General features: G+C 38.3%; 16 protein-coding genes and 1 tRNA gene. 11 read left to right on the top strand and 6 right to left on the bottom strand.

The window, feature by feature from the left end; all coding sequences use genetic code 11:
- Positions 1 to 177 precede the first annotated feature (177 nt).
- Both NUV40_00105 and NUV40_00100 read left to right on the top strand, forming a co-directional pair.
- A complete protein-coding gene (locus NUV40_00105) occupies positions 178 to 666 on the top strand; it encodes a hypothetical protein (GenBank protein ID MCR4342294.1) in 489 nt (162 codons plus the stop codon).
- A gap of 105 nt (positions 667 to 771) precedes the next feature.
- Complete coding sequence (locus NUV40_00100; GenBank protein MCR4342293.1) at positions 772 to 4,200, top strand: peptidoglycan-binding protein; 3,429 nt, start codon at positions 772 to 774, stop codon at positions 4,198 to 4,200.
- Between the two features lie 69 nt (positions 4,201 to 4,269).
- On the opposite strand, the gene trpS is transcribed toward NUV40_00100, so the two are convergent.
- Genes trpS through secG form a run of 5 tightly spaced genes read right to left on the bottom strand, consistent with a single transcriptional unit; the run spans position 4,270 to position 10,342 of the window.
- A complete protein-coding gene (gene trpS, locus NUV40_00095; protein MCR4342292.1) occupies positions 4,270 to 5,262 on the bottom strand; it encodes a tryptophan--tRNA ligase in 993 nt (330 codons plus the stop codon).
- A gap of 22 nt (positions 5,263 to 5,284) precedes the next feature.
- Positions 5,285 to 6,439 (bottom strand): MFS transporter, encoded by a 1,155-nt coding sequence (locus tag NUV40_00090; protein ID MCR4342291.1) that lies wholly within the window; start codon positions 6,437 to 6,439, stop codon positions 5,285 to 5,287.
- Positions 6,440 to 6,443: 4 nt separating this feature from the next.
- Entirely contained in the window at positions 6,444 to 8,270 is a 1,827-nt protein-coding gene (locus NUV40_00085; protein ID MCR4342290.1) for a ribonuclease J, read from the bottom strand.
- Positions 8,271 to 8,284: 14 nt separating this feature from the next.
- Positions 8,285 to 10,051 carry a peptide ABC transporter substrate-binding protein gene (locus NUV40_00080; protein MCR4342289.1) on the bottom strand — a complete coding sequence of 589 codons (1,767 nt, stop codon included), beginning with the start codon at positions 10,049 to 10,051 and terminating at the stop codon, positions 8,285 to 8,287.
- A gap of 60 nt (positions 10,052 to 10,111) precedes the next feature.
- Positions 10,112 to 10,342: a preprotein translocase subunit SecG gene (gene secG / locus NUV40_00075; GenBank protein MCR4342288.1), complete on the bottom strand. Its 231-nt coding sequence runs from the start codon at positions 10,340 to 10,342 to the stop codon at positions 10,112 to 10,114.
- Positions 10,343 to 10,420: 78 nt separating this feature from the next.
- On the opposite strand from secG, the gene NUV40_00070 reads away from it, so the two are divergent.
- The 8 genes from NUV40_00070 to NUV40_00035 all read left to right on the top strand — a co-directional run bounded on the left by NUV40_00070 (position 10,421) and on the right by NUV40_00035 (position 15,726).
- Positions 10,421 to 10,723, top strand: a complete 303-nt coding sequence (locus tag NUV40_00070) for a co-chaperone GroES (protein ID MCR4342287.1) — start codon at positions 10,421 to 10,423, stop codon at positions 10,721 to 10,723.
- Between the two features lie 124 nt (positions 10,724 to 10,847).
- Positions 10,848 to 12,539: a chaperonin GroEL gene (gene groL / locus NUV40_00065; GenBank protein ID MCR4342286.1), complete on the top strand. Its 1,692-nt coding sequence runs from the start codon at positions 10,848 to 10,850 to the stop codon at positions 12,537 to 12,539.
- 30 nt (positions 12,540 to 12,569) lie between these two features.
- The gene (locus NUV40_00060) at positions 12,570 to 13,124 is read left to right on the top strand and encodes a LemA family protein (GenBank protein MCR4342285.1); all 555 of its coding nucleotides are present in this window, start codon (positions 12,570 to 12,572) and stop codon (positions 13,122 to 13,124) included.
- 72 nt (positions 13,125 to 13,196) lie between these two features.
- Positions 13,197 to 14,102, top strand: coding sequence for a M48 family metallopeptidase (locus tag NUV40_00055; GenBank protein ID MCR4342284.1), 906 nt, complete (start codon positions 13,197 to 13,199; stop codon positions 14,100 to 14,102).
- Positions 14,103 to 14,108: 6 nt separating this feature from the next.
- On the top strand, positions 14,109 to 14,705 hold the full coding sequence (locus tag NUV40_00050; GenBank protein ID MCR4342283.1) for a GGDEF domain-containing protein: 597 nt from the start codon (positions 14,109 to 14,111) through the stop codon (positions 14,703 to 14,705).
- Positions 14,706 to 14,775: 70 nt separating this feature from the next.
- Entirely contained in the window at positions 14,776 to 15,135 is a 360-nt protein-coding gene (locus NUV40_00045; GenBank protein MCR4342282.1) for a hypothetical protein, read from the top strand.
- Between the two features lie 103 nt (positions 15,136 to 15,238).
- A complete protein-coding gene (locus NUV40_00040) occupies positions 15,239 to 15,661 on the top strand; it encodes a hypothetical protein (protein ID MCR4342281.1) in 423 nt (140 codons plus the stop codon).
- Positions 15,639 to 15,726, top strand: a tRNA-Ser gene (locus tag NUV40_00035). The genes NUV40_00040 and NUV40_00035 overlap by 23 nt, the downstream gene beginning before the upstream one ends.
- Here NUV40_00035 and NUV40_00030 read toward each other — a convergent pair.
- A complete protein-coding gene (locus NUV40_00030) occupies positions 15,694 to 17,232 on the bottom strand; it encodes a recombinase family protein (protein MCR4342280.1) in 1,539 nt (512 codons plus the stop codon). The genes NUV40_00035 and NUV40_00030 overlap by 33 nt on opposite strands.
- A gap of 191 nt (positions 17,233 to 17,423) precedes the next feature.
- Here NUV40_00030 and NUV40_00025 point away from each other — a divergent pair.
- Positions 17,424 to 17,629, top strand: a 206-nt coding sequence (locus NUV40_00025; protein ID MCR4342279.1) for a hypothetical protein, incomplete at its 3' end; no start/stop codon positions are given.

Genomic DNA, 17,629 nt, shown 5'->3' with positions numbered 1-17,629 from the left:
CAAAAAGACCGCATGAATCGCTTGGCATGATTTCTCCTTTAAGGTATATTGTTATGACATTACCAGCCAAAGAGTCTCATATGTGGTGGACGCGTACATGTTATTGCAGTAATTGTATAAAGGTGGGATAATTAAGACAAGTCGAGCATTATAAAAATTTAAATCTAATATAAATATATGGAAAATAAAAGAATTAATATTATTTTAGCCGTAGTTATAATACTGTCTGTCGTTGTTGTTTCAGGTATAGTCTTTTGGTCATGGTGGTCCGGTAGGACGGCTAATGTAGTAGAAGAACCGCTTCCGCAAGCAGAAACGCCTCTTAAAGCGCCTGAGAAAATCATTACCGCCAAGCATCAGTTCAAAGATGGCACTCATACTATAGTAGGCGAGATTGATATGCCTACACCTTGTCATTTGCTGGATTGGGATGTCATTATTGCAGAATCTTTTCCTGAGCAGGTTACGATTAATTTTAATAGCATTTATGAATCAAGAGACGTGTGCGCGCAGGTTGTTACGCCACAGAGGTTTAAGGTTACTTTTGAAGCATCAGAAAATGCCGTCATCTCAGCCACACTGGACGGTAAAAAGATTATATTAAACCTTATAGAAGCTTTAAAAGGGGAAGATCTAGACAGTTTTGAGTTATTTATAAAAGGATAATCTTTTATAGATAATATATATTAAAAAGTCCCCGCCGTGGCGGGGACTTTTTTAATATGTGGATAACTTTATACAAATCTAATATAAAAGATATATAATAAAAGAATGATGAATCTAATAAAGTTGGGCTATAAAGAATTTCAAGTCGATGGAATAAATATAATCAAAAAGCTAACTGTTCTCGCTATAGTTAGCTTTTTTTTATTTTTTTCTTTTGTTTTAGAGATAGAAGCTGCTACGGAATCAGTATCTATAATAAGACAGGATTGCGCCGGTTATTCTAAGTGCTATACTTCTCTATCTTCTTGGGAGGCGGCAGAACAGAAGGATTTGGTTTCTTCTAATGAGATAGCTACCGCGCGTATTGAGGGGACGTGGACAAACCCTGATATTACTCCTCTTACAATAGATGGCTGGGTTACGGGAATAAATAATTATATTAAGATTTATACCGCTATTGATGCGAGACATAAAGGGGTGGCGGGTTCAGGTTACCGTATTGCGCCTAATGTACCCGGAAATACCATAACTGTAAATGAAGATTATACCAGACTGATCGGACTTGAAATTAAGTTAAGTTCAGCGCCGGCTGTCTCCGATGAAGGTGTTCGCATACAGGCTAATAACGTGTCTATAGATAAAAGCATTATCTGGTCCGGAAATAAGAATGTCGCCGATACCGATGGAATTTATCAAGGAAATTCAAGCTACACTGTCGGCATTAATAACAGTATAATTTACGGATTTTCCAGGGCATGCATTCATGCCCAGTCATATAGCAGTACAGCGGCTTATAATCAGACGTGGAACATAAAAAATTCCACTTTATTTAACTGCGGTTCAAGCGGGGAGATTGAATCAGGCGCGATAAATGTAAGGACAGGAAATTCAGGCACGAAAGTTAATGTAAATTTAGATAATACCATAGGAATTAATACTTATGGCAATTATAATGATTTCAGTGAATATAGCTCCGGTTCAATCTCAGGTATTATAACGTGGTCTGGGGGGAATAATATAACCGGAGATTCGTCTGCAAACAAAGGATCGCTGACAAGCGGTTTAGTAAATAGGGTTGCTACAAGCAATGTTAATCCTGGCGCCGGTAATTGGGTGGTTTTTTCTAGTATTTATCCGGGCTTGGAAGATTTTCATTTGGCTAATTCAAGTGAGAACGATGCCCTTGGAAATGGATCTAATTTGTCAGCTTATTTTACAGGCGATATTGATAATGAATCCAGGAGTAATATTTGGGACATCGGAGCGGATAAATATAGCGCTATAGAAGTTTCATCCGTTTCTACTGCTGACACAACAAATAATACTACCACCGATACTACGACTAATACTACAATTAGTACTACTAATGATATTATTACCGATACTGTAAATAATGCGACTGACATCGCAAATGATACAACCGCGATTATAGAGGTTTATCAATGCAACGACGGTCTAGACAATGATAATGACGGTTTATCGGATTTCCCGTCTGATATCGGCTGTTCTTCGTCAAGCGACAATGATGAATGGAATGTTATAGCCACTCCTGTTCAAAATAATAATTTTAATGCGGCGACAACTCATTATGTTCGAGCCGGCGCTTCGGGAAGCAATTCCGGTTTAGATTGGAGTAATGCATGGACATCTCTGCCACAAACGTTGGTGCGCGGACATACATATTATATAGCCGACGGAAGTTATCCGAGCTATACATTTGACGACGCTTTATCAGGTTCATCTTGGATATATATAAAAAAGGCCACAATCGTCAGTCATGGTACGAATACAGGGTGGCAGAATTCTTATGGAGACGGAGAGGCGATTTTTTCGCCTATAAAAGTTTTGACTGGATATTATGAGATAGACGGTCAAGTCGGAGGCGGTCCTGGAAGCTGGACTTCAGGGTTTGGTTTTAAGATACAGTATACAGGATCTGGTGATACGGCAAAACTTATTAGCATAGGAAATTCTAATAATACCAATGTCCGTAATCTTGTGTTTAAGCATATAGAGATGGTGTATACAAGTAATCTTAACCCTCCAACGAGCGCTACCGGCCAGGATGCGATATATGCTGTTTATGGAGGAGGGGATTGGAAATTCCAGTATGATTATATACGAAATGCCAGCCGTGTTTTATTTTACACGCACGATTTTACCGGAAGTAAAGTCAGAAATATTCTTGTAGAATATAGCCGGCTTGAACGCAATGGCGCAAATCCGTCGTCAGGTCAGCATTCGGAAATATGGTCGGCTCGGCAGACAAATGATGTTGTTGTCCGTTATAATCAGATAATTGATTTCAGAAGCACAGGAGGTTTTATAATCGGCTGGGCGGATACTTGGGATTTTTACGGAAATATTTTTTGGTGGAAAAATGATCAAGGCGGGACGGCAAATAATGGCGCCATAGGAACATGGTCGTCTGATTCGACTTATTATGCTTCAAATGTAAAAATATATAATAATACTTTTGTAAATTTAAGCGGAGGCGGTTCCGGAAGATTGTTTCCAATATATAACAAGATATCCAATATCAGCGCTTACAATAATCTTTGGTATAACAGTCCTACTGCCAACTTTGGCAATGGCGTACTCCATGATTACAATTGGTATAAGAATTCAAACGAGAACAGCATATCAGAATCAAATAAACAGATTGGATCAGCGGATCCGTTTGTGAATTATAGCGCGGGGAATTTCTCAATCAAGTCCGCCACTCTTTCGGGTAAGCCACTCGGCTCGCCTTATAATGTTGATATGAACGGTTTAGTGCGCGGCGCGGATGGAGTGTGGGACAGAGGGGCATATGAGTATTCAAAAACTCTTAGCCCATCAATTGTAAGTGTTTATCAATGCAACGACAGTCTAGACAACGATAATGACGGTTTATCGGATTTCCCGTCTGATATCGGCTGTTCTTCGTCAAGCGACAATGATGAGTACAATGCGCCTGTTTTAGCGGAGAATATAATACCTGATATTACAAATACTGCTCCCTCTTCTTTAGATAGTGCTAATGAACCGATAATTCAAGAAAGTGTCATAATTGATACCATCCAAGAGCCAAGTTTAATTCAGGATAATACTTCAACACAAACTACAATAATAGCAGCAGTTGAGCTTACGGGACCATTTTTTCTAAATTATGAAAATGAACAAGTGAAAGTGCTTCAGCGGTATTTAGCTCAGGAAAAAGAAATTTATCCTGAAGGGATAATTTCAGGGTATTATGGCGCGCTTACGGTGCAAGCTGTCCAAAGATTTCAATGCAAATATATGGGTATTTGCCAAGGAACTCCAATCACCAACGGATACGGAATTGCCGGACCTTCCACAAGAACAAAGATAATGGAAATATATGGCGGTTATGCAACCACTGTTATTTCTTCAACTCAAGGTCAATTAAATCAAATAGAATTGATTCAACAGCTTCAAGCGCAGATAAATCAACTTCAGGTTATGTTAAATCAGCTTTTAGAACAATTTGCCATACTGATACAACTTCAGCTTCAAAATACTGCGCAGTAGAAAGAAAAAGAAGGCAAAAGGGGAGTTCGCCGATAGCCAACTTTTATTTTTTTAGGCAGTCGCTGATGTTTAAATAAATCCTATTTTTTGCTTAACTTCAGTCAGCTTTTTAGAGGCGATTTCTTTTGCTTTTGTTTCTCCGTCTTTAAGTATATTTTCCACATAAGAAGGGTTATTATATAATTCTTTGTATTTTTCTTGAATAGGAGAAAGGTTCGTTATTATAACCTCAGCCAAATCTTTTTTAAAAGTGGAATAATCTTTGCCTTTATATTCTTTCTCAATATCTTTTATATTCTTGTTTGAAAATAAGGAATAAATATTTAGTAAATTTGAGACAGCCGGCTTATTTTTTTCGTCGTATTTTACTTCATTACCGGAGTCTGTTACGGCAGATGATATTTTTTTTCTTATTGTATCTGGTTCATCAAGAATGGCGATATAGTTTTTTGGAGAGGGAGCAGATTTGGACATTTTCTTTTTAGGGTCATCAAGCCCCATTATTCTTTTTCCTTCTTTGACGAGCGACGGTTTTGGGATTTTGAAAGTTTCTCCGTATTGGTTGTTGAATTTCTTGGCGATCATTCTTGTGAATTCTACATGCTGGACCTGGTCCTCGCCGACAGGGACAATATCCGTGCCGTAAAGAAGAATATCTCCCGCCATAAGCACAGGGTAGTTTAGGAGTCCGGCAAGAAGGCCTTTTTCTTTCGCCTTATCTTTGAATTGCGTCATCCTCTGGAGCTCTCCAAGCGGAGTGATAGTGTTTAGGATCCAGGCAAGCTCAGCGTGCTCTGGTATGCGCGACTGTATGAATACAAGCGATTTTTTCGGGTCTATGCCGGCTGCTAAGTATATAAGAGTTACTTCCATTATCTTTTTTTTCAGTATTTCCGGGTCTTGAGGGACAGTAATAGCATGCTCATCAACTATGCAGAAGATATTGTTATATTCTTCTGAATCTTGGAGTTTAATCCATTGTTTTATGGCGCCCAAATAATTGCCTATATGAAGGTTCCCGCTTGGTTGGATGCCTGAAAAAATTGTTTTTTGCGTAGTCATTTATATTATTTATAATAACTTTTTATTTAGTATCGCGCAAAGTCAGAGAATATTTCAGGCCGAAAAGCATTATTATACCAAGGACAAGAAAGAGATATTGATATGGAAGAATTTTTAATATAATCGTCGCTATAAGAGGGGCGATGACAAAAGCCAGCGGCCTGGTATTCCGAAAGAAACTTATGATATTAGTATCAGTGTCGTCTATCTGTTTGAAGAAATAACTTTCGCTTGATATCTCTACAAAACTTCCGCCTATTCTTGTGATAAAAAGTATGGCCGCCCAGACTAAGAAATTATGCGAATCTATGAAGGCCATTGCCATTGTTGATATGCCTATAATAATAAAACCTATAGTTAAGAACTCTTTTTCTCCGAATCTCCAGTCAGCGAGTTTCCCTAATGGAAGCTCAAATAAGATATACGGCAGAAGCATTATTGTGAATATTATGCCAATCTTATCCCAAGCGAAGCCGATATGCTGATTTAGGTAAATAGGAGTGTATATTATCATCCAGCTGAAGAAAAAATATAAAAGGAATGAAGCCAAAAATATTTTATATATGTTTTTATTTTGAAAGACTCTTTTTATTGTCTCTAAAAAAGGAGGATGATTGTAATGATTATCCCGTACATTTTTGAATTTTAAAGAGATTATAGCAAAGACCGGTATCATAGCAGAAGCTGATAACAAATATATTTTCCAAAAATCAGAATTGGTCAATATCAAGCCGGCTATAAAAGGAGCTATAACCCAAGACAGATTTATGATGCTTAAAAAAGTTCCCCTAATGGATCCTGTGGCGCCGTCATCTGAGAAATGTTCAATAAATATATCAAAATTTAAGATGAGGAGAGTAAGGATAGCATAGTGGATAATAAAGAAAGGGACTGCTATCCAGGCGATTTTTATAGAGGCAAGACCGGCCAGCAAAAAGGCCTCAAGTATAAGCAATGAGATTGTAGTTTTATAATTGCCAAGCTTGCTTAATACTAAAGAAGCTTTGCTTAAGGCATAGATAGATAAAATAGCGCTTATGGTAAAGATCAGGCCAACATATTTTTCCCCGACAAACTTTGAAAGAAAAGAAGAATCAATATAAGCGATAAAGGCGGAATGGATTGCAAAGAGGAATCCTGCGGAGTATAAGATGCGGAGCATTTTCTTCTTAGCCATATTTTTATACCTCAAGTATTACAGGCAGCACCATTGGTCGGCGTCTAGTCTTTTTAAATAAGAAATCCGCCACTTTTTCTCGTAAGTTATTTTTAACATAATCAATATTTACAGGATGCATTTCAATCGTAGCATCTTCAATAGTTTTTCTGATGATAAATCTAGTTGAACGAAGAAGTTCCTGTGATTCGCGAAGATATACGAACCCGCGTGAGATAATATCCGGAGAATTTTTTACTTTTCCGGTGGTAGAGTCTATAACTGCTATTATCACAAATATGCCATCTTGCGCCAATGCTTGCCTGTCTCTGAGTACGACTTCCTTTACATCTCCGACACCAAGCCCGTCAACCATTACGAGAGTTGATGGAGCGTATTCTTTTATCTCTTCTATTTTATCTTTTGATATTTCTATGATAGAACCATTATGAGAGGGAATAACTATATTTTCAGCCGGCATACCTGTTGATTTGGCGAGTTCCGCATGCGTTGAAAGCATAAAATAACTGCCGTGTACAGGGATAAAGAATTTCGGTTTTATTATCCTGTGTACTAATTCAAGTTCTCCTGCATATGCGTGTCCGCTTGAATGAATGTCAGCCATTTTATAGTGAATGATTTTTGCGCCTTGTCTTGATAAGTTATCTTTAAGATTTTGAACGCTTCTTTCGTTGCCGGGAACTATGGATGATGATAAGAATATGGTATCACCCTTTTTAATCCGTATGTTTTTATGTTTTTTGTTGGCAATACGCACAAGAGCCGCATTCTCTTCGCCTTGAGAGCCCGTGCATATTGCGAGTATTTTATCCGGCGGATAATTGTCTATCTCGTTTGCTTGGATTATTAATCCTTTTCTTATTTTTACATAGCCGAGCTCTTGTACCATATCAAGGTTTGTCTTTAGACTGTAGCCGTCTATTACAACTTTTCTATCCAGTTTTTCCGCAATTTTTACCATTTCTGTCACCCGTTCAAGCAATGAAGAAAATACTGCGGTAATGATCCTCCCTTTTGATTCGCTGAATAATTTTTCCAAATTTTTATGGACTTGTTTCTCAGGCAATGAAAAGCCCGGAGTTTCAACATTAGTTGATTCCATAAGCAAAAGCAGATTATTATCTTTTCCGATATTTTCAAATTTTTCCATCTCTTTTTTTGCTACTGTACCCTTGCCGTCATGTTCTATTTTGAAGTCACCCGGGTATATTATATTGCCTATGGCGGTTTCTATTATAATGCCTATTGCATCAGGGATTGTATGCTCTATGTCAAAGAATCTCGCTGAAAATTCTTTACCGAGTTTTACTTTATCTTTTGATGTAACTTCTCTTATTTCCGGTTTTGTAATATGAGGGAACTCCTCATACCTTTTAAGTATCATTGCTTTTGATAATTTTGATGTATAGATTATCGGATTTCCGATTCTTTCTGATAAGTATGGCAATCCGCCTACATGGTCTAAGTGTCCATGGCTTATTATAATGCCGCGGATTCTTTCTTTTCTTTCCTCAAGATATTTTGTATTAGGTATAAGATAATCTACCCCAGGATGATCTTCTTCTGGGAATTGCACGCCGGCATCTATGACGATAATATCATTTTTATATTCAATGACAGTCATATTTTTGCCGATCTCTTCAACTCCGCCGAGTGGTATTACGCGGATATTTTCACTTTCATTTTTAATTGAGAAAGTTTTTTGTATAGTTTTGGTTCCAAAATGAGTTTTACCGCTGTTCCATTCTCTTGATTTGAATCTTCTTTCGCCTGAGGATGTCTTTACTTTTGGTTTGAGTTCTCTTTTTTTGGTAATTTCTTTTTTAATCATATTTTTTATTTAATTTAGTTTGAGAATATTTTCCAGACTTTTTTTGTCTTTAAATACCATTTATTTATATTGTTGAATCTTTCAGAGGGGAGAGTGATATTTGTCGTATCAAAGCCCTTGAGTGATTTAGGCGTGATATATATGTATGAAGGCGAGTATAGAAAAACTGCCGGCATATCTTTTTTTACCTCTTCTTGAAATTTAAGATATTTATTCATCCTTTCTTCTCTTTCTTTTGTTTTTCTCGCTTCTTCAAGCAGTTTATCGACCGTTATGTTTGCGTAAAGGGCAATGTTAAGCCCTGGGTCATTTCTTTGTGATGAGTGCCAAAATGCGAAAGGGTCCGGATCGTGGCTCAGTATCTCTCCGAATATAAGGGAATCATATTTTCTTGGCCTTATTACATTTTGGTTTAAGTCGCTTATTTCAAAAATTTTCAAATCTACTTTCGCTCCCAATTCTTCCCACATTGATTTTATAAGCTCACCGGTTTGCTTTAATTCAGGAACATTTGATGTTGATATTGAAAAATCAAGCCTTAAGATTTCTTTTCCTGATTTCTTTTCAAATATTTTGGTTTCTTCATTAAATTTCCAGCCTGCTTTTTCAAGAATTTCTTTGGCTTTTGCCAGTTTATTTTCCCAATTATCCGTAGCTTCTTCATTGGAAGAATCTATTTCGTAAGCGCCAAATGTTCCAGGCGGTATAGGAGAGTTAATTTCAGCGCCGAACCCCATAAGCACCGTTTCTATTATTTTTTTCTTGTCAGTTGCTTGGTTTAAAGCTTCGCGAACTTCTTTTTTGGCAAATATCGGCGCGTTATTTTGATTGAAAAATACGCCAAATACTCGCGGAAGATTTAATGTATTTAAATTAAAATTTCCTTCTTTTATTTTTGATGCATTTTCAGGCGAGATGCCACCGATGGTTGATATTTCATTATTTTGAAATGCATTGATAAGTTTTTCTTCATTCGGATAAAAATTTATTATTAGTTTTTTTATGAATGGCTCTCCAAGAGAAAAATTTTCATTGGCGACAAGCGTGTAAGAAACAACGACTCCGGCGGAATTTTTATACGTTTTTTTAAGTTTATAAGGCCCTGATCCTGTCGGATTTATATTAAATTCTGAAAAACTCATTAAACCGGATGAGGCCTCTTTCCATATATGATGAGGAAGTATGCCGATGGTAGTATTTTCAAGAAAGGGAGAATAAGGCTGACCTAGTATAAATTTAAAAGTTTTGTCATCTATTTTTTCCATTTCAACTCCCTCCCAGCTCGCTCTTTTAGGGCTCTTTAATACAGGGTCTTTTATCTGGTTTATTGTGAAGATGACGTCATCGCTTGTGACAGGCTTGCCGTCATGAAATCTGGCGTCATTTTTTAAGGTAAATGTGTAAGATAGTCCGTCTTCACTTTCAGAATAAGTTTCCGCAAGGTCTGTCTTTAGTCCGCCATTGTTGTCCGGTCGTAAGAGTCCTGAATATACAAGGGCCGTAACATCTCGGTCCGCATCTGATATCTCAAGTATTGGGTTTATGAAACGCGGTGTGCCTATTATTCCCATACTTAAAGTTCCTGACGATTTGGGGACTTCTATGGATATGGAATTGTTTAAAGTGATTATTGTGCCAAGCGCGCCAGCTATAAAAATGGCGAAAAAAATAAAAAATGCTATTTTTTCTTTTTTTGAAAAAGTTTTTATGGCGATATTTATTTCAGGGTAAGATGGAAGCCTAAAATGACTAAAGAAAGAGGGTTTTTTTTCAGGTTGCATAAAGAATTAGAGTGTAGAGAGTTTATTTTCTATGATTATATTTTGTGAATCAAGTTTAAATTAAATAATGAGCGCAAAAAAAGTTGATAATACAAATAGTATACCTAATATGATTGTTGACGTAAAGAGGATTTTCTCCATACCTCGTCTGGTATGATATGAACCGCCGTCTGAGCTACCGCCAAAAGCACCGCCTAAACCGTCTCCTGTTTGTTGGAGAAGTATGACTGTAACCAAAAGAACAGATAGTATTATCTGTATAAACGGCAGAGATTTAACTACTATTTCCATTGTTTTAAATGATAGCAGAGTCTTTAAAATAAATCAATAGCATTGACATTATATGTAAAACTCATAAAATATTCAGATATGGAGAAGATTAAACCTTTAGGTGACCGCGTTTTGGTGGAGCCGGTTTCTGCCGAGGATCGCGGAGCCAAAACTAAGTCGGGAATTATCATCCCCGACACTATTGATAAAGAAAAGCCGGAGCAAGGGACGGTGATAGCTGTCGGCCCGGGCAGGATTGGCGATAATGGCAAGCTGATCCCCATGAGCATAAAGAAGGGACAGAAAGTTATTTTTTCCAAATACGGTCCTGATGAAATAAAAATCGGTGGTAAAGAATATTATATCTTAAGCGAGTCGAGCATTCTCGCTGTTATAGAATAGTAGGTCAGTTACCAATTTACCAATTATCAATTTACAAATAATTATCAATTCCAGTGTTTGAAAATTTTAAAATTAAAAAATTTAATGAAAATTGGAGATTGATAATTGAAAATTAATTAATCATATGGCAAAACAAATTATTTTTAATGAAAAGGCCCGAGAAGAACTTAAGCGCGGAGTGGATATAATCTCTAATGCTGTTAAAGTGACTCTTGGTCCCAAGGGGAGAAATGTAGTTTTTGATAAAGGTTATGGCGCGCCGACTATTACTAATGACGGCGTATCTATTGCAAAAGAGATAGAGCTTGAAAATAAGATAGAAAATATGGGTGCGGAGATTGTGAAGGACGTTGCTTCAAAGACAAATGACGTCGCCGGTGATGGCACCACTACGGCAGTCGTTTTAACTCAAGCTATTATAAAAGAGGGAATGAGGTTTACCACAATGGGAGTTAATCCTATTGGCGTTAGACTTGGTATTGAATCGGCTTCTCATCATATTGTGGAAGCTCTCAAGAAGACAGCAAAGCCGATAAAGAGCAAAGAGGAGGTGGCGCAGGTGGCGACAATCTCCGCTGAGTCTATTGAAATGGGAGAAGAGATTGCGAAAACTTTAGATAAAATAGGAAAAGATGGCGTAGTGACTGTTGAGGAATCGCAGACATTCGGTCTTGAAACGGAGATAGTGGAAGGAATGCAATTTGATAAAGGGTACATCTCTCCTTATATGATAACTAACACTGAGAGGATGGAGGCGGAATATGAAAATGCTCCGATTCTTGTAACAGACAAAAAAATTTCAACTATAAATGATATTTTGCCTCTTTTGGAGAAGCTTTTAAAGACAGGCAAAAAAGAACTTGTGATTATCGCTGATGACGTGGAAGGAGACGCTCTTGCCACTTTTGTAGTGAATAAACTGAGAGGGATATTTAGCGTTCTTGCCATAAAGGCGCCTGGTTATGGAGACAAGAAGAAAGAGATGTTTTATGACATAGCATCGGTTGTGGGAGCAAAAGTAATATCTGAAGAGGTTGGTATGAAACTTGATAAGGCCGAAGTGGCGATGCTTGGATCGGCAAGGAAGGTTATATCATCAAAAGACAATACTACTATAGTAGGCGGGAAAGGAAAGAAATCTGATATTGACGCAAGGATTTTTCAGATAAAAAATGAGATTAAAAGGTCTACGTCCTCGTTTGATAAAGAGAAGCTTCAAGAAAGGTTGGCGAAGTTAACGGGCGGGGTGGCGATTATAAAAGTCGGTGCCGCGACTGAGGCAGAGATGAAATATAAGAAACTGAAAGTTGAAGACGCTGTCGCCGCGACTCGCGCTGCAATAGAAGAGGGGATTGTTGCCGGCGGAGGATCCGCGCTTGTAAAAGCCGGAGCTATTGTGGAAAAAGATTTCAAAGACGGCAAGATTAAATCTCCCTCTAAGGATATTGTCAGGGAATTTGAAGTCGGATTTGAGATAATGATGAGATCTATTGAAGAACCTCTGCGACAGATTGTAGAAAATACTGGAAAACATGAAGGGGCAGTTATAGTATCGGAAATTAAAAAAGTTGTTTTGGAAGATAATAAATCAAACATAGGTTATAACGCCAATTCCGATGAGATAGTGGCTGATATGTTTAAAGAGGGGATTATTGATCCGGTAAAAGTGACGAGGACAGCTTTGCAAAACGCGGCTTCCGCGGCCGGTATCCTTTTGACCACTGAGGTTGCAATTGCCGACTTGCCTAAGAAAAGCGAGAGTGAAGGCGCCGGAATGGGCGGTATGGGCGGCGGTATGCCTGGTATGGGGTACTAAAATGAGCTCGATTGTAATATAATAAATATTATGAAAATTATATATATAGTAGTCGCAGTTATCGTAATTATCTTAGCTTGGATAGTCGCGATATATAATGGTTTTATCAAGCTTGTTAATCGTACTCGTGAAGCGTGGTCTGATATTGAGGTGCAGATGAAGAGGAGGTATGACCTTATTCCGAATCTTATTGAGACGGTAAAGGGTTACGCCACTCACGAGAAAAGAGTTTTGGAAGAGGTGACAGAAGCGCGAGTTCGCGCAATGAATTCAGGAGGTATTAAGGAGAAAGGAGAAGCGGAGAATATGCTTTCCGGCACACTTAAGACTTTATTTGCTGTTTCAGAGAATTATCCTGATCTTAAGGCGAATGCGAATTTTCTTGAGCTTCAGCGAGAGCTTTCTGACACGGAAAACAAGATTCAGTCGGCGCGCAGGTTTTACAACGGCAATGTCCGCGATTTGAACATTAAGATAGAATCATTTCCTTCAAATATAATCGCGTCTTTATTCAAATTTCAGAAGAAAGAATTTTTCGAGCTTGAAGAGGAAGCCGCCAAAGATCCGGTTAAAGTCAGTTTCTAGTGATTAAAGACAAAAACAAAAGTAATAAAATTATTGCCCCATATTTATTGGACAATGATTTAACTTATGGTTATGGCGACTCTTTATACCCAACAAGATAAAAATATCAGGAAGACGTGGATTCTTTTCAGCCTCTTTTTAATTGTGGTTATAGGAATCGGCTGGGCTTTCAGTTGGATCTATCAGATTCCGGAGATTTTATATTTCGCTGTAATCTTCAGTATCTTTATGAATTTCTTTAGTTATTGGTATTCTGATAAGATAGTGCTTAAGATATCTGGTGCTACGCCGGCTCTGAGGGAGACTCACCGAGAGATATATAATGTAGTGGAGAACTTAAGTATTACTGCGGGGCTTCCGGTGCCAAAGATTTATATAATAAATGATCCTGCGCCAAACGCTTTTGCCGCTGGAAGAGATAAAAATCATGCCGTGGTCGCGGTCACTTCCGGACTCTTAGAGATGCTCGACCGCTCTGAGCTTGAGGGGGTAATAGCTCACGAGCTCTCTCATATAGGCAACAGGGACATCTTGATCTCGACAGTGATTGTGGTGCTTGTCGGTTTTGTCGCTCTTTTGTCTGATATATTTTTGCGGTTTTCTCTTTTTGGTGGTAGTGGAAGGAGTAGAGACAGAGAGGGTCGTCATCAGTCTATTATGATGATTGTTGGCATAGTCTTTGCAATACTTGCGCCTTTAGTGGTGGCCTTGATCCAGCTTTCTATCTCAAGGAAGAGGGAGTTCTTGGCTGACGCCTCGGGCGCGCTTTTGACTCGTTATCCGGAGGGGCTTGCTTCAGCTCTTGTAAAGATTTCTAAGTATCCTGGCTCTGTAAAAAGAGTAAGCAATGCCACGGCGCACCTCTTCATCGCGAGTCCTTTTGGTCCTAAAGAGAAGAGGCCATTCCTTGGTAGTCTCTTTATGACCCACCCGCCGGTAGAGGAGAGGGTGAAGGCGCTTATTGGGGAGAAATTATAATATTTTATGGATAAAGATAAAGAAATAAAAAGACTTAAGGAAGAGATAGAAAGGCTGAAGAAGCTCGTGGTGGAAGACGAGCTGACAGGTGTCTTAAACCGCAAGGGGATAAACGAAGACTTGGATGCGATCTTCAATGAAGCGAAAGCGCTCGCCTCCAAGAAGCACAAGAGAAGATTTCATATAGACAATTTTTCTATGGTCTTCATAGATGCTGATAATTTTAAGAAGATTAATGATACCTACGGGCATGATGCGGGCGATGATGTACTGAAGAAGATTGCTCGATTTTTAAAAAAGAAGACGAGGAGTATTGACGTTGTTGGTCGCTTGGGCGGGGAAGAGTTTGTGATAGCGATGCTTGGCGCCACCGAAGACGAGGCTTACGAGAAAGCGGATGATATAAGAAAGGGGATTAAGGCGGAGCTTAGAGTGGGGAAGCACAAGGACTTGGAGGTGACGGTAAGCGTCGGCGTGGCATCGGTAGATAAAGCGAAGCCAAAGAATGTGGAGGAACTTATCGCCTATGCTGACAAGGCAATGTATGAAGCCAAGCACAACAGGGGAAAGGATAATGTAGTGAAATATAGCGAGATATCTTAGGGTTTGGTAATTAGTAAATTAGAAAATTTATTGAAAATTGTAAATTGAAGATTGAAAATTTTTAAAGCATATGGCAATAGAAGGACATTTTGAAGATTTTGATAAAAAGGCTTTTGAAGAAGAGCAAAGCGAAGATCCGCGAATAGACGACGCTTTTTCTGTCATCGATGAGGACCCTTCGGACCCGCATTTTAAGGAGGCAAAGCCAAGGCCGGATAAATTTACCGATAATGAGCTTGAAGCAGTAAAGAAATTTAAAGAAGGTAATCTAAGTGAGGAAGAATTAACTAAAGATTTTGATAAAGTGGGAGATCTTAAAGAAGGGAATCCAAGGCTCGAGTTTCTCGCTGCCGTGAGGAATAAAATTCTAACAGGGAAGGCATGGGAACGACTTGTCCAGAAGAGGAGGGGTATGAAAGACGGGGAATAGAAAAATATCTGAAGTTAGTCTATAATAAAATCTTATTTGAAAGAGATTTTTGGATCCGTAAGAAAGTTGCTTCTTTAATATATTTACGCTATAATAGCGAGTGATGAATAAAAAGGGTTTAAAGATAATAGGGGCTATACTTTATGTTTGTGAAGGTACAAAGGCAAGAATTGATAAAAGATATGATAGGTTAATCTACTCTATTGAGTTGACTAATTCCGACCCTAAAATTATAAAAATTTTTAGAACTTTTCTTGATGATGTAATAAAAATTGATAAAAAACGCATACGAGGACAATTATTTTTTTATCCCGATCTGGATGAAAGAAAATTAATTAAATTTTGGTCTAAAGTTTCTTCTATTCCACCTTCACAATTTAATAAAAGCATTTGCCTAAAATTAAAAACCGGTAAATTCAAAGCTAATTCCTTGGGTACTTTCAAAATTAGATACAACTGTAAAAAAGATTTTTTGATAATGCAAAAAATAATAGAGGATGTTTGGAGAGATGTAGGAGTGGTTTAACTAGCAGTCTTGGAAAGACTGTGTAGCGAAAGCTACCGAGGGTTCGAATCCCTCTCTCTCCGCCAAAAAACGAAATCGGGTTCGGAAGCAAAAATATGGTCGGCACGAAGTGCCGTCTGTTCTGAATTCCCCCCAAAAAATCCTGAATCCAAAAGGGTTCGCCACGCAGAGCGTGGCTCAAAAAGTACGGTTCGGTCTTTGATTTCAAAGTTCGAACCGACTTTTTTAAACAAATGAAGATTTTCTTCATTTGTTTTCTCGTTAGCCAATTCCACCATATGAATATTAGCTTTTAGAAAATTTTCGGTAAGTTCGAACCGATTATGAGATTTTTTCTCAAAAGCCGATAATTTCTCTTTTAAAAGTTGTTTTTGATTCACTAACTTATTTTTAGAATCACGATATTCTTCCAAAGACAAAACATTTTCTAAATATAAGTTCATCAACTTTTCAACTTTTGAATCCAAAAGAGAAATTTCATCTTTTGTTTTTTGAGAAAAAATCTCACTCGATTGGGTTTCGGATGATTGGTCTTTTCTGTTTTCTTCAATCATCCAATTTGCCCAATCGAGTGGCAAAGAAACTTTTTTGATTTCCTTCTTTATTTGAGAAGTGATGAGTTCCTCACGGACATATTTTTGCAAACAAGGATTTTTCCGTTTGGTACATCGGAGATAGTTATGACCTTTTTGTGTTTCGGTTGTAATAAAACATCCACATTCTCCACATCGGAAAAATCCTCTATAAATATATTCTTTCAAACCTTTACCTTTTGGTTTAGATTTTCGGCTCATCACTTCTTGAACGGAATCAAAAAGTTTCTTTGTGATAATCGGTTTGTGCTTTCCTTCGTAAATTTCACCGTTATATCTCATTAAGCCAGTGAATATCGGATTTCTCAAAATTTGTTGATAGTTGGAAACGGAAAGCACCTTTCCATTCTTTCTACTCAATCCAAGGGCGTTAAACTTATCGTGGAGTTGTCGCAAAGTGAAATTTCCAGTTGCATAGGCCTCAAATGTTTTCTTGATTAAAGGTGCGATATTTTCATCGGGTACTATTCCAGCACCTTTTACATTTACATAGCCCAACGGAGCCATTTGAGGCCATATACCGTCTTTCACTTTGTTTCTGTGTCCACGCTTAATATTCTCCGATAAGTTATCCACATAGTATTTGGATTGAGAGAAAGCAATGGAAAGCATGAACTTACCTTGTGGAGTGGTATCACACCAGAAAGTTGGAAATTTCAGCTCGGCAATCTTTCCCGTATCGAGCAAATATATTATTTTTCCACCATCAACACTATTTCTCGCCAATCTGTCGGGGTGCCACGCTAAAATTCCATTTGCCTCATTTGCTTCGATACGGAGAAGCATTTCATTAAATACTGGCCGACCTGGAGCTTTAGCAGTTTGTTTCTCTACAAAAATATCTACAACCTCAATTTGTTCTTTAACTGCTAATTCTTTTAACTCGGCCAGTTGGTCTGAAATGCTTCTAACTTGCCGATCTTCCGTATCGGTAGATTTTCTGGTGTATATAAAAAATTTTCTAGTTTGGTTATTCATATGGTGGAATTGGCTAACGAGGAGCCACGCTCTGCGTGGCGAACCCTTTTAGAATTAGGACTTTTTGGGGGGGATTCAGAACAGACGGCACTTCGTGCCGACCATATTTTTGCTTCCGAACCCGATTTCGTTTTTTGGCGGTATGTTCTGGACAAAGTTCGAATGTATTTCGAGCAAAACCCTAATGATGAATGAATCGTTCCGCCACTGCCTCGCAGAGCCTCGGCAACCCCGAAAGAAAAAACACTCCTTGCATTTCTGATTTGGCGGGGGTGAAATTTCTTTTGAAAGTGGAAAGGACATTTTTCTTTGGTGTTGCCGAGAGAAGCGAGGCAGTGGCGGAACGATACGAGCGTACGATTCAGTTTCAAGCCACCACGCACGCGGGGCGTGCGAT

Source organism: Patescibacteria group bacterium (assembly GCA_024654625.1).
GTDB lineage: Bacteria > Patescibacteriota > Minisyncoccia.
The sequence above is the reverse complement of the archived record's forward strand: the minus strand, read 5'-3'. Positions and strand labels throughout refer to the sequence as shown.

What these genes read in the sequence shown, in the direction of transcription:
- NUV40_00105 (MCR4342294.1), top strand. Translation starts at nt 178, where the DNA reads ATGGAAAATAAAAGAATTAATATTATTTTAGCCGTAGTTATAATACTG.
- NUV40_00100 (MCR4342293.1), top strand. Translation starts at nt 772, where the DNA reads ATGATGAATCTAATAAAGTTGGGCTATAAAGAATTTCAAGTCGATGGA.
- trpS (MCR4342292.1), bottom strand. Translation starts at nt 5,262, where the DNA reads ATGACTACGCAAAAAACAATTTTTTCAGGCATCCAACCAAGCGGGAAC.
- NUV40_00090 (MCR4342291.1), bottom strand. Translation starts at nt 6,439, where the DNA reads ATGGCTAAGAAGAAAATGCTCCGCATCTTATACTCCGCAGGATTCCTC.
- NUV40_00085 (MCR4342290.1), bottom strand. Translation starts at nt 8,270, where the DNA reads ATGATTAAAAAAGAAATTACCAAAAAAAGAGAACTCAAACCAAAAGTA.
- NUV40_00080 (MCR4342289.1), bottom strand. Translation starts at nt 10,051, where the DNA reads ATGCAACCTGAAAAAAAACCCTCTTTCTTTAGTCATTTTAGGCTTCCA.
- secG (MCR4342288.1), bottom strand. Translation starts at nt 10,342, where the DNA reads ATGGAAATAGTAGTTAAATCTCTGCCGTTTATACAGATAATACTATCT.
- NUV40_00070 (MCR4342287.1), top strand. Translation starts at nt 10,421, where the DNA reads ATGGAGAAGATTAAACCTTTAGGTGACCGCGTTTTGGTGGAGCCGGTT.
- groL (MCR4342286.1), top strand. Translation starts at nt 10,848, where the DNA reads ATGGCAAAACAAATTATTTTTAATGAAAAGGCCCGAGAAGAACTTAAG.
- NUV40_00060 (MCR4342285.1), top strand. Translation starts at nt 12,570, where the DNA reads ATGAAAATTATATATATAGTAGTCGCAGTTATCGTAATTATCTTAGCT.
- NUV40_00055 (MCR4342284.1), top strand. Translation starts at nt 13,197, where the DNA reads ATGGCGACTCTTTATACCCAACAAGATAAAAATATCAGGAAGACGTGG.
- NUV40_00050 (MCR4342283.1), top strand. Translation starts at nt 14,109, where the DNA reads ATGGATAAAGATAAAGAAATAAAAAGACTTAAGGAAGAGATAGAAAGG.
- NUV40_00045 (MCR4342282.1), top strand. Translation starts at nt 14,776, where the DNA reads ATGGCAATAGAAGGACATTTTGAAGATTTTGATAAAAAGGCTTTTGAA.
- NUV40_00040 (MCR4342281.1), top strand. Translation starts at nt 15,239, where the DNA reads ATGAATAAAAAGGGTTTAAAGATAATAGGGGCTATACTTTATGTTTGT.
- NUV40_00030 (MCR4342280.1), bottom strand. Translation starts at nt 17,232, where the DNA reads ATGAATAACCAAACTAGAAAATTTTTTATATACACCAGAAAATCTACC.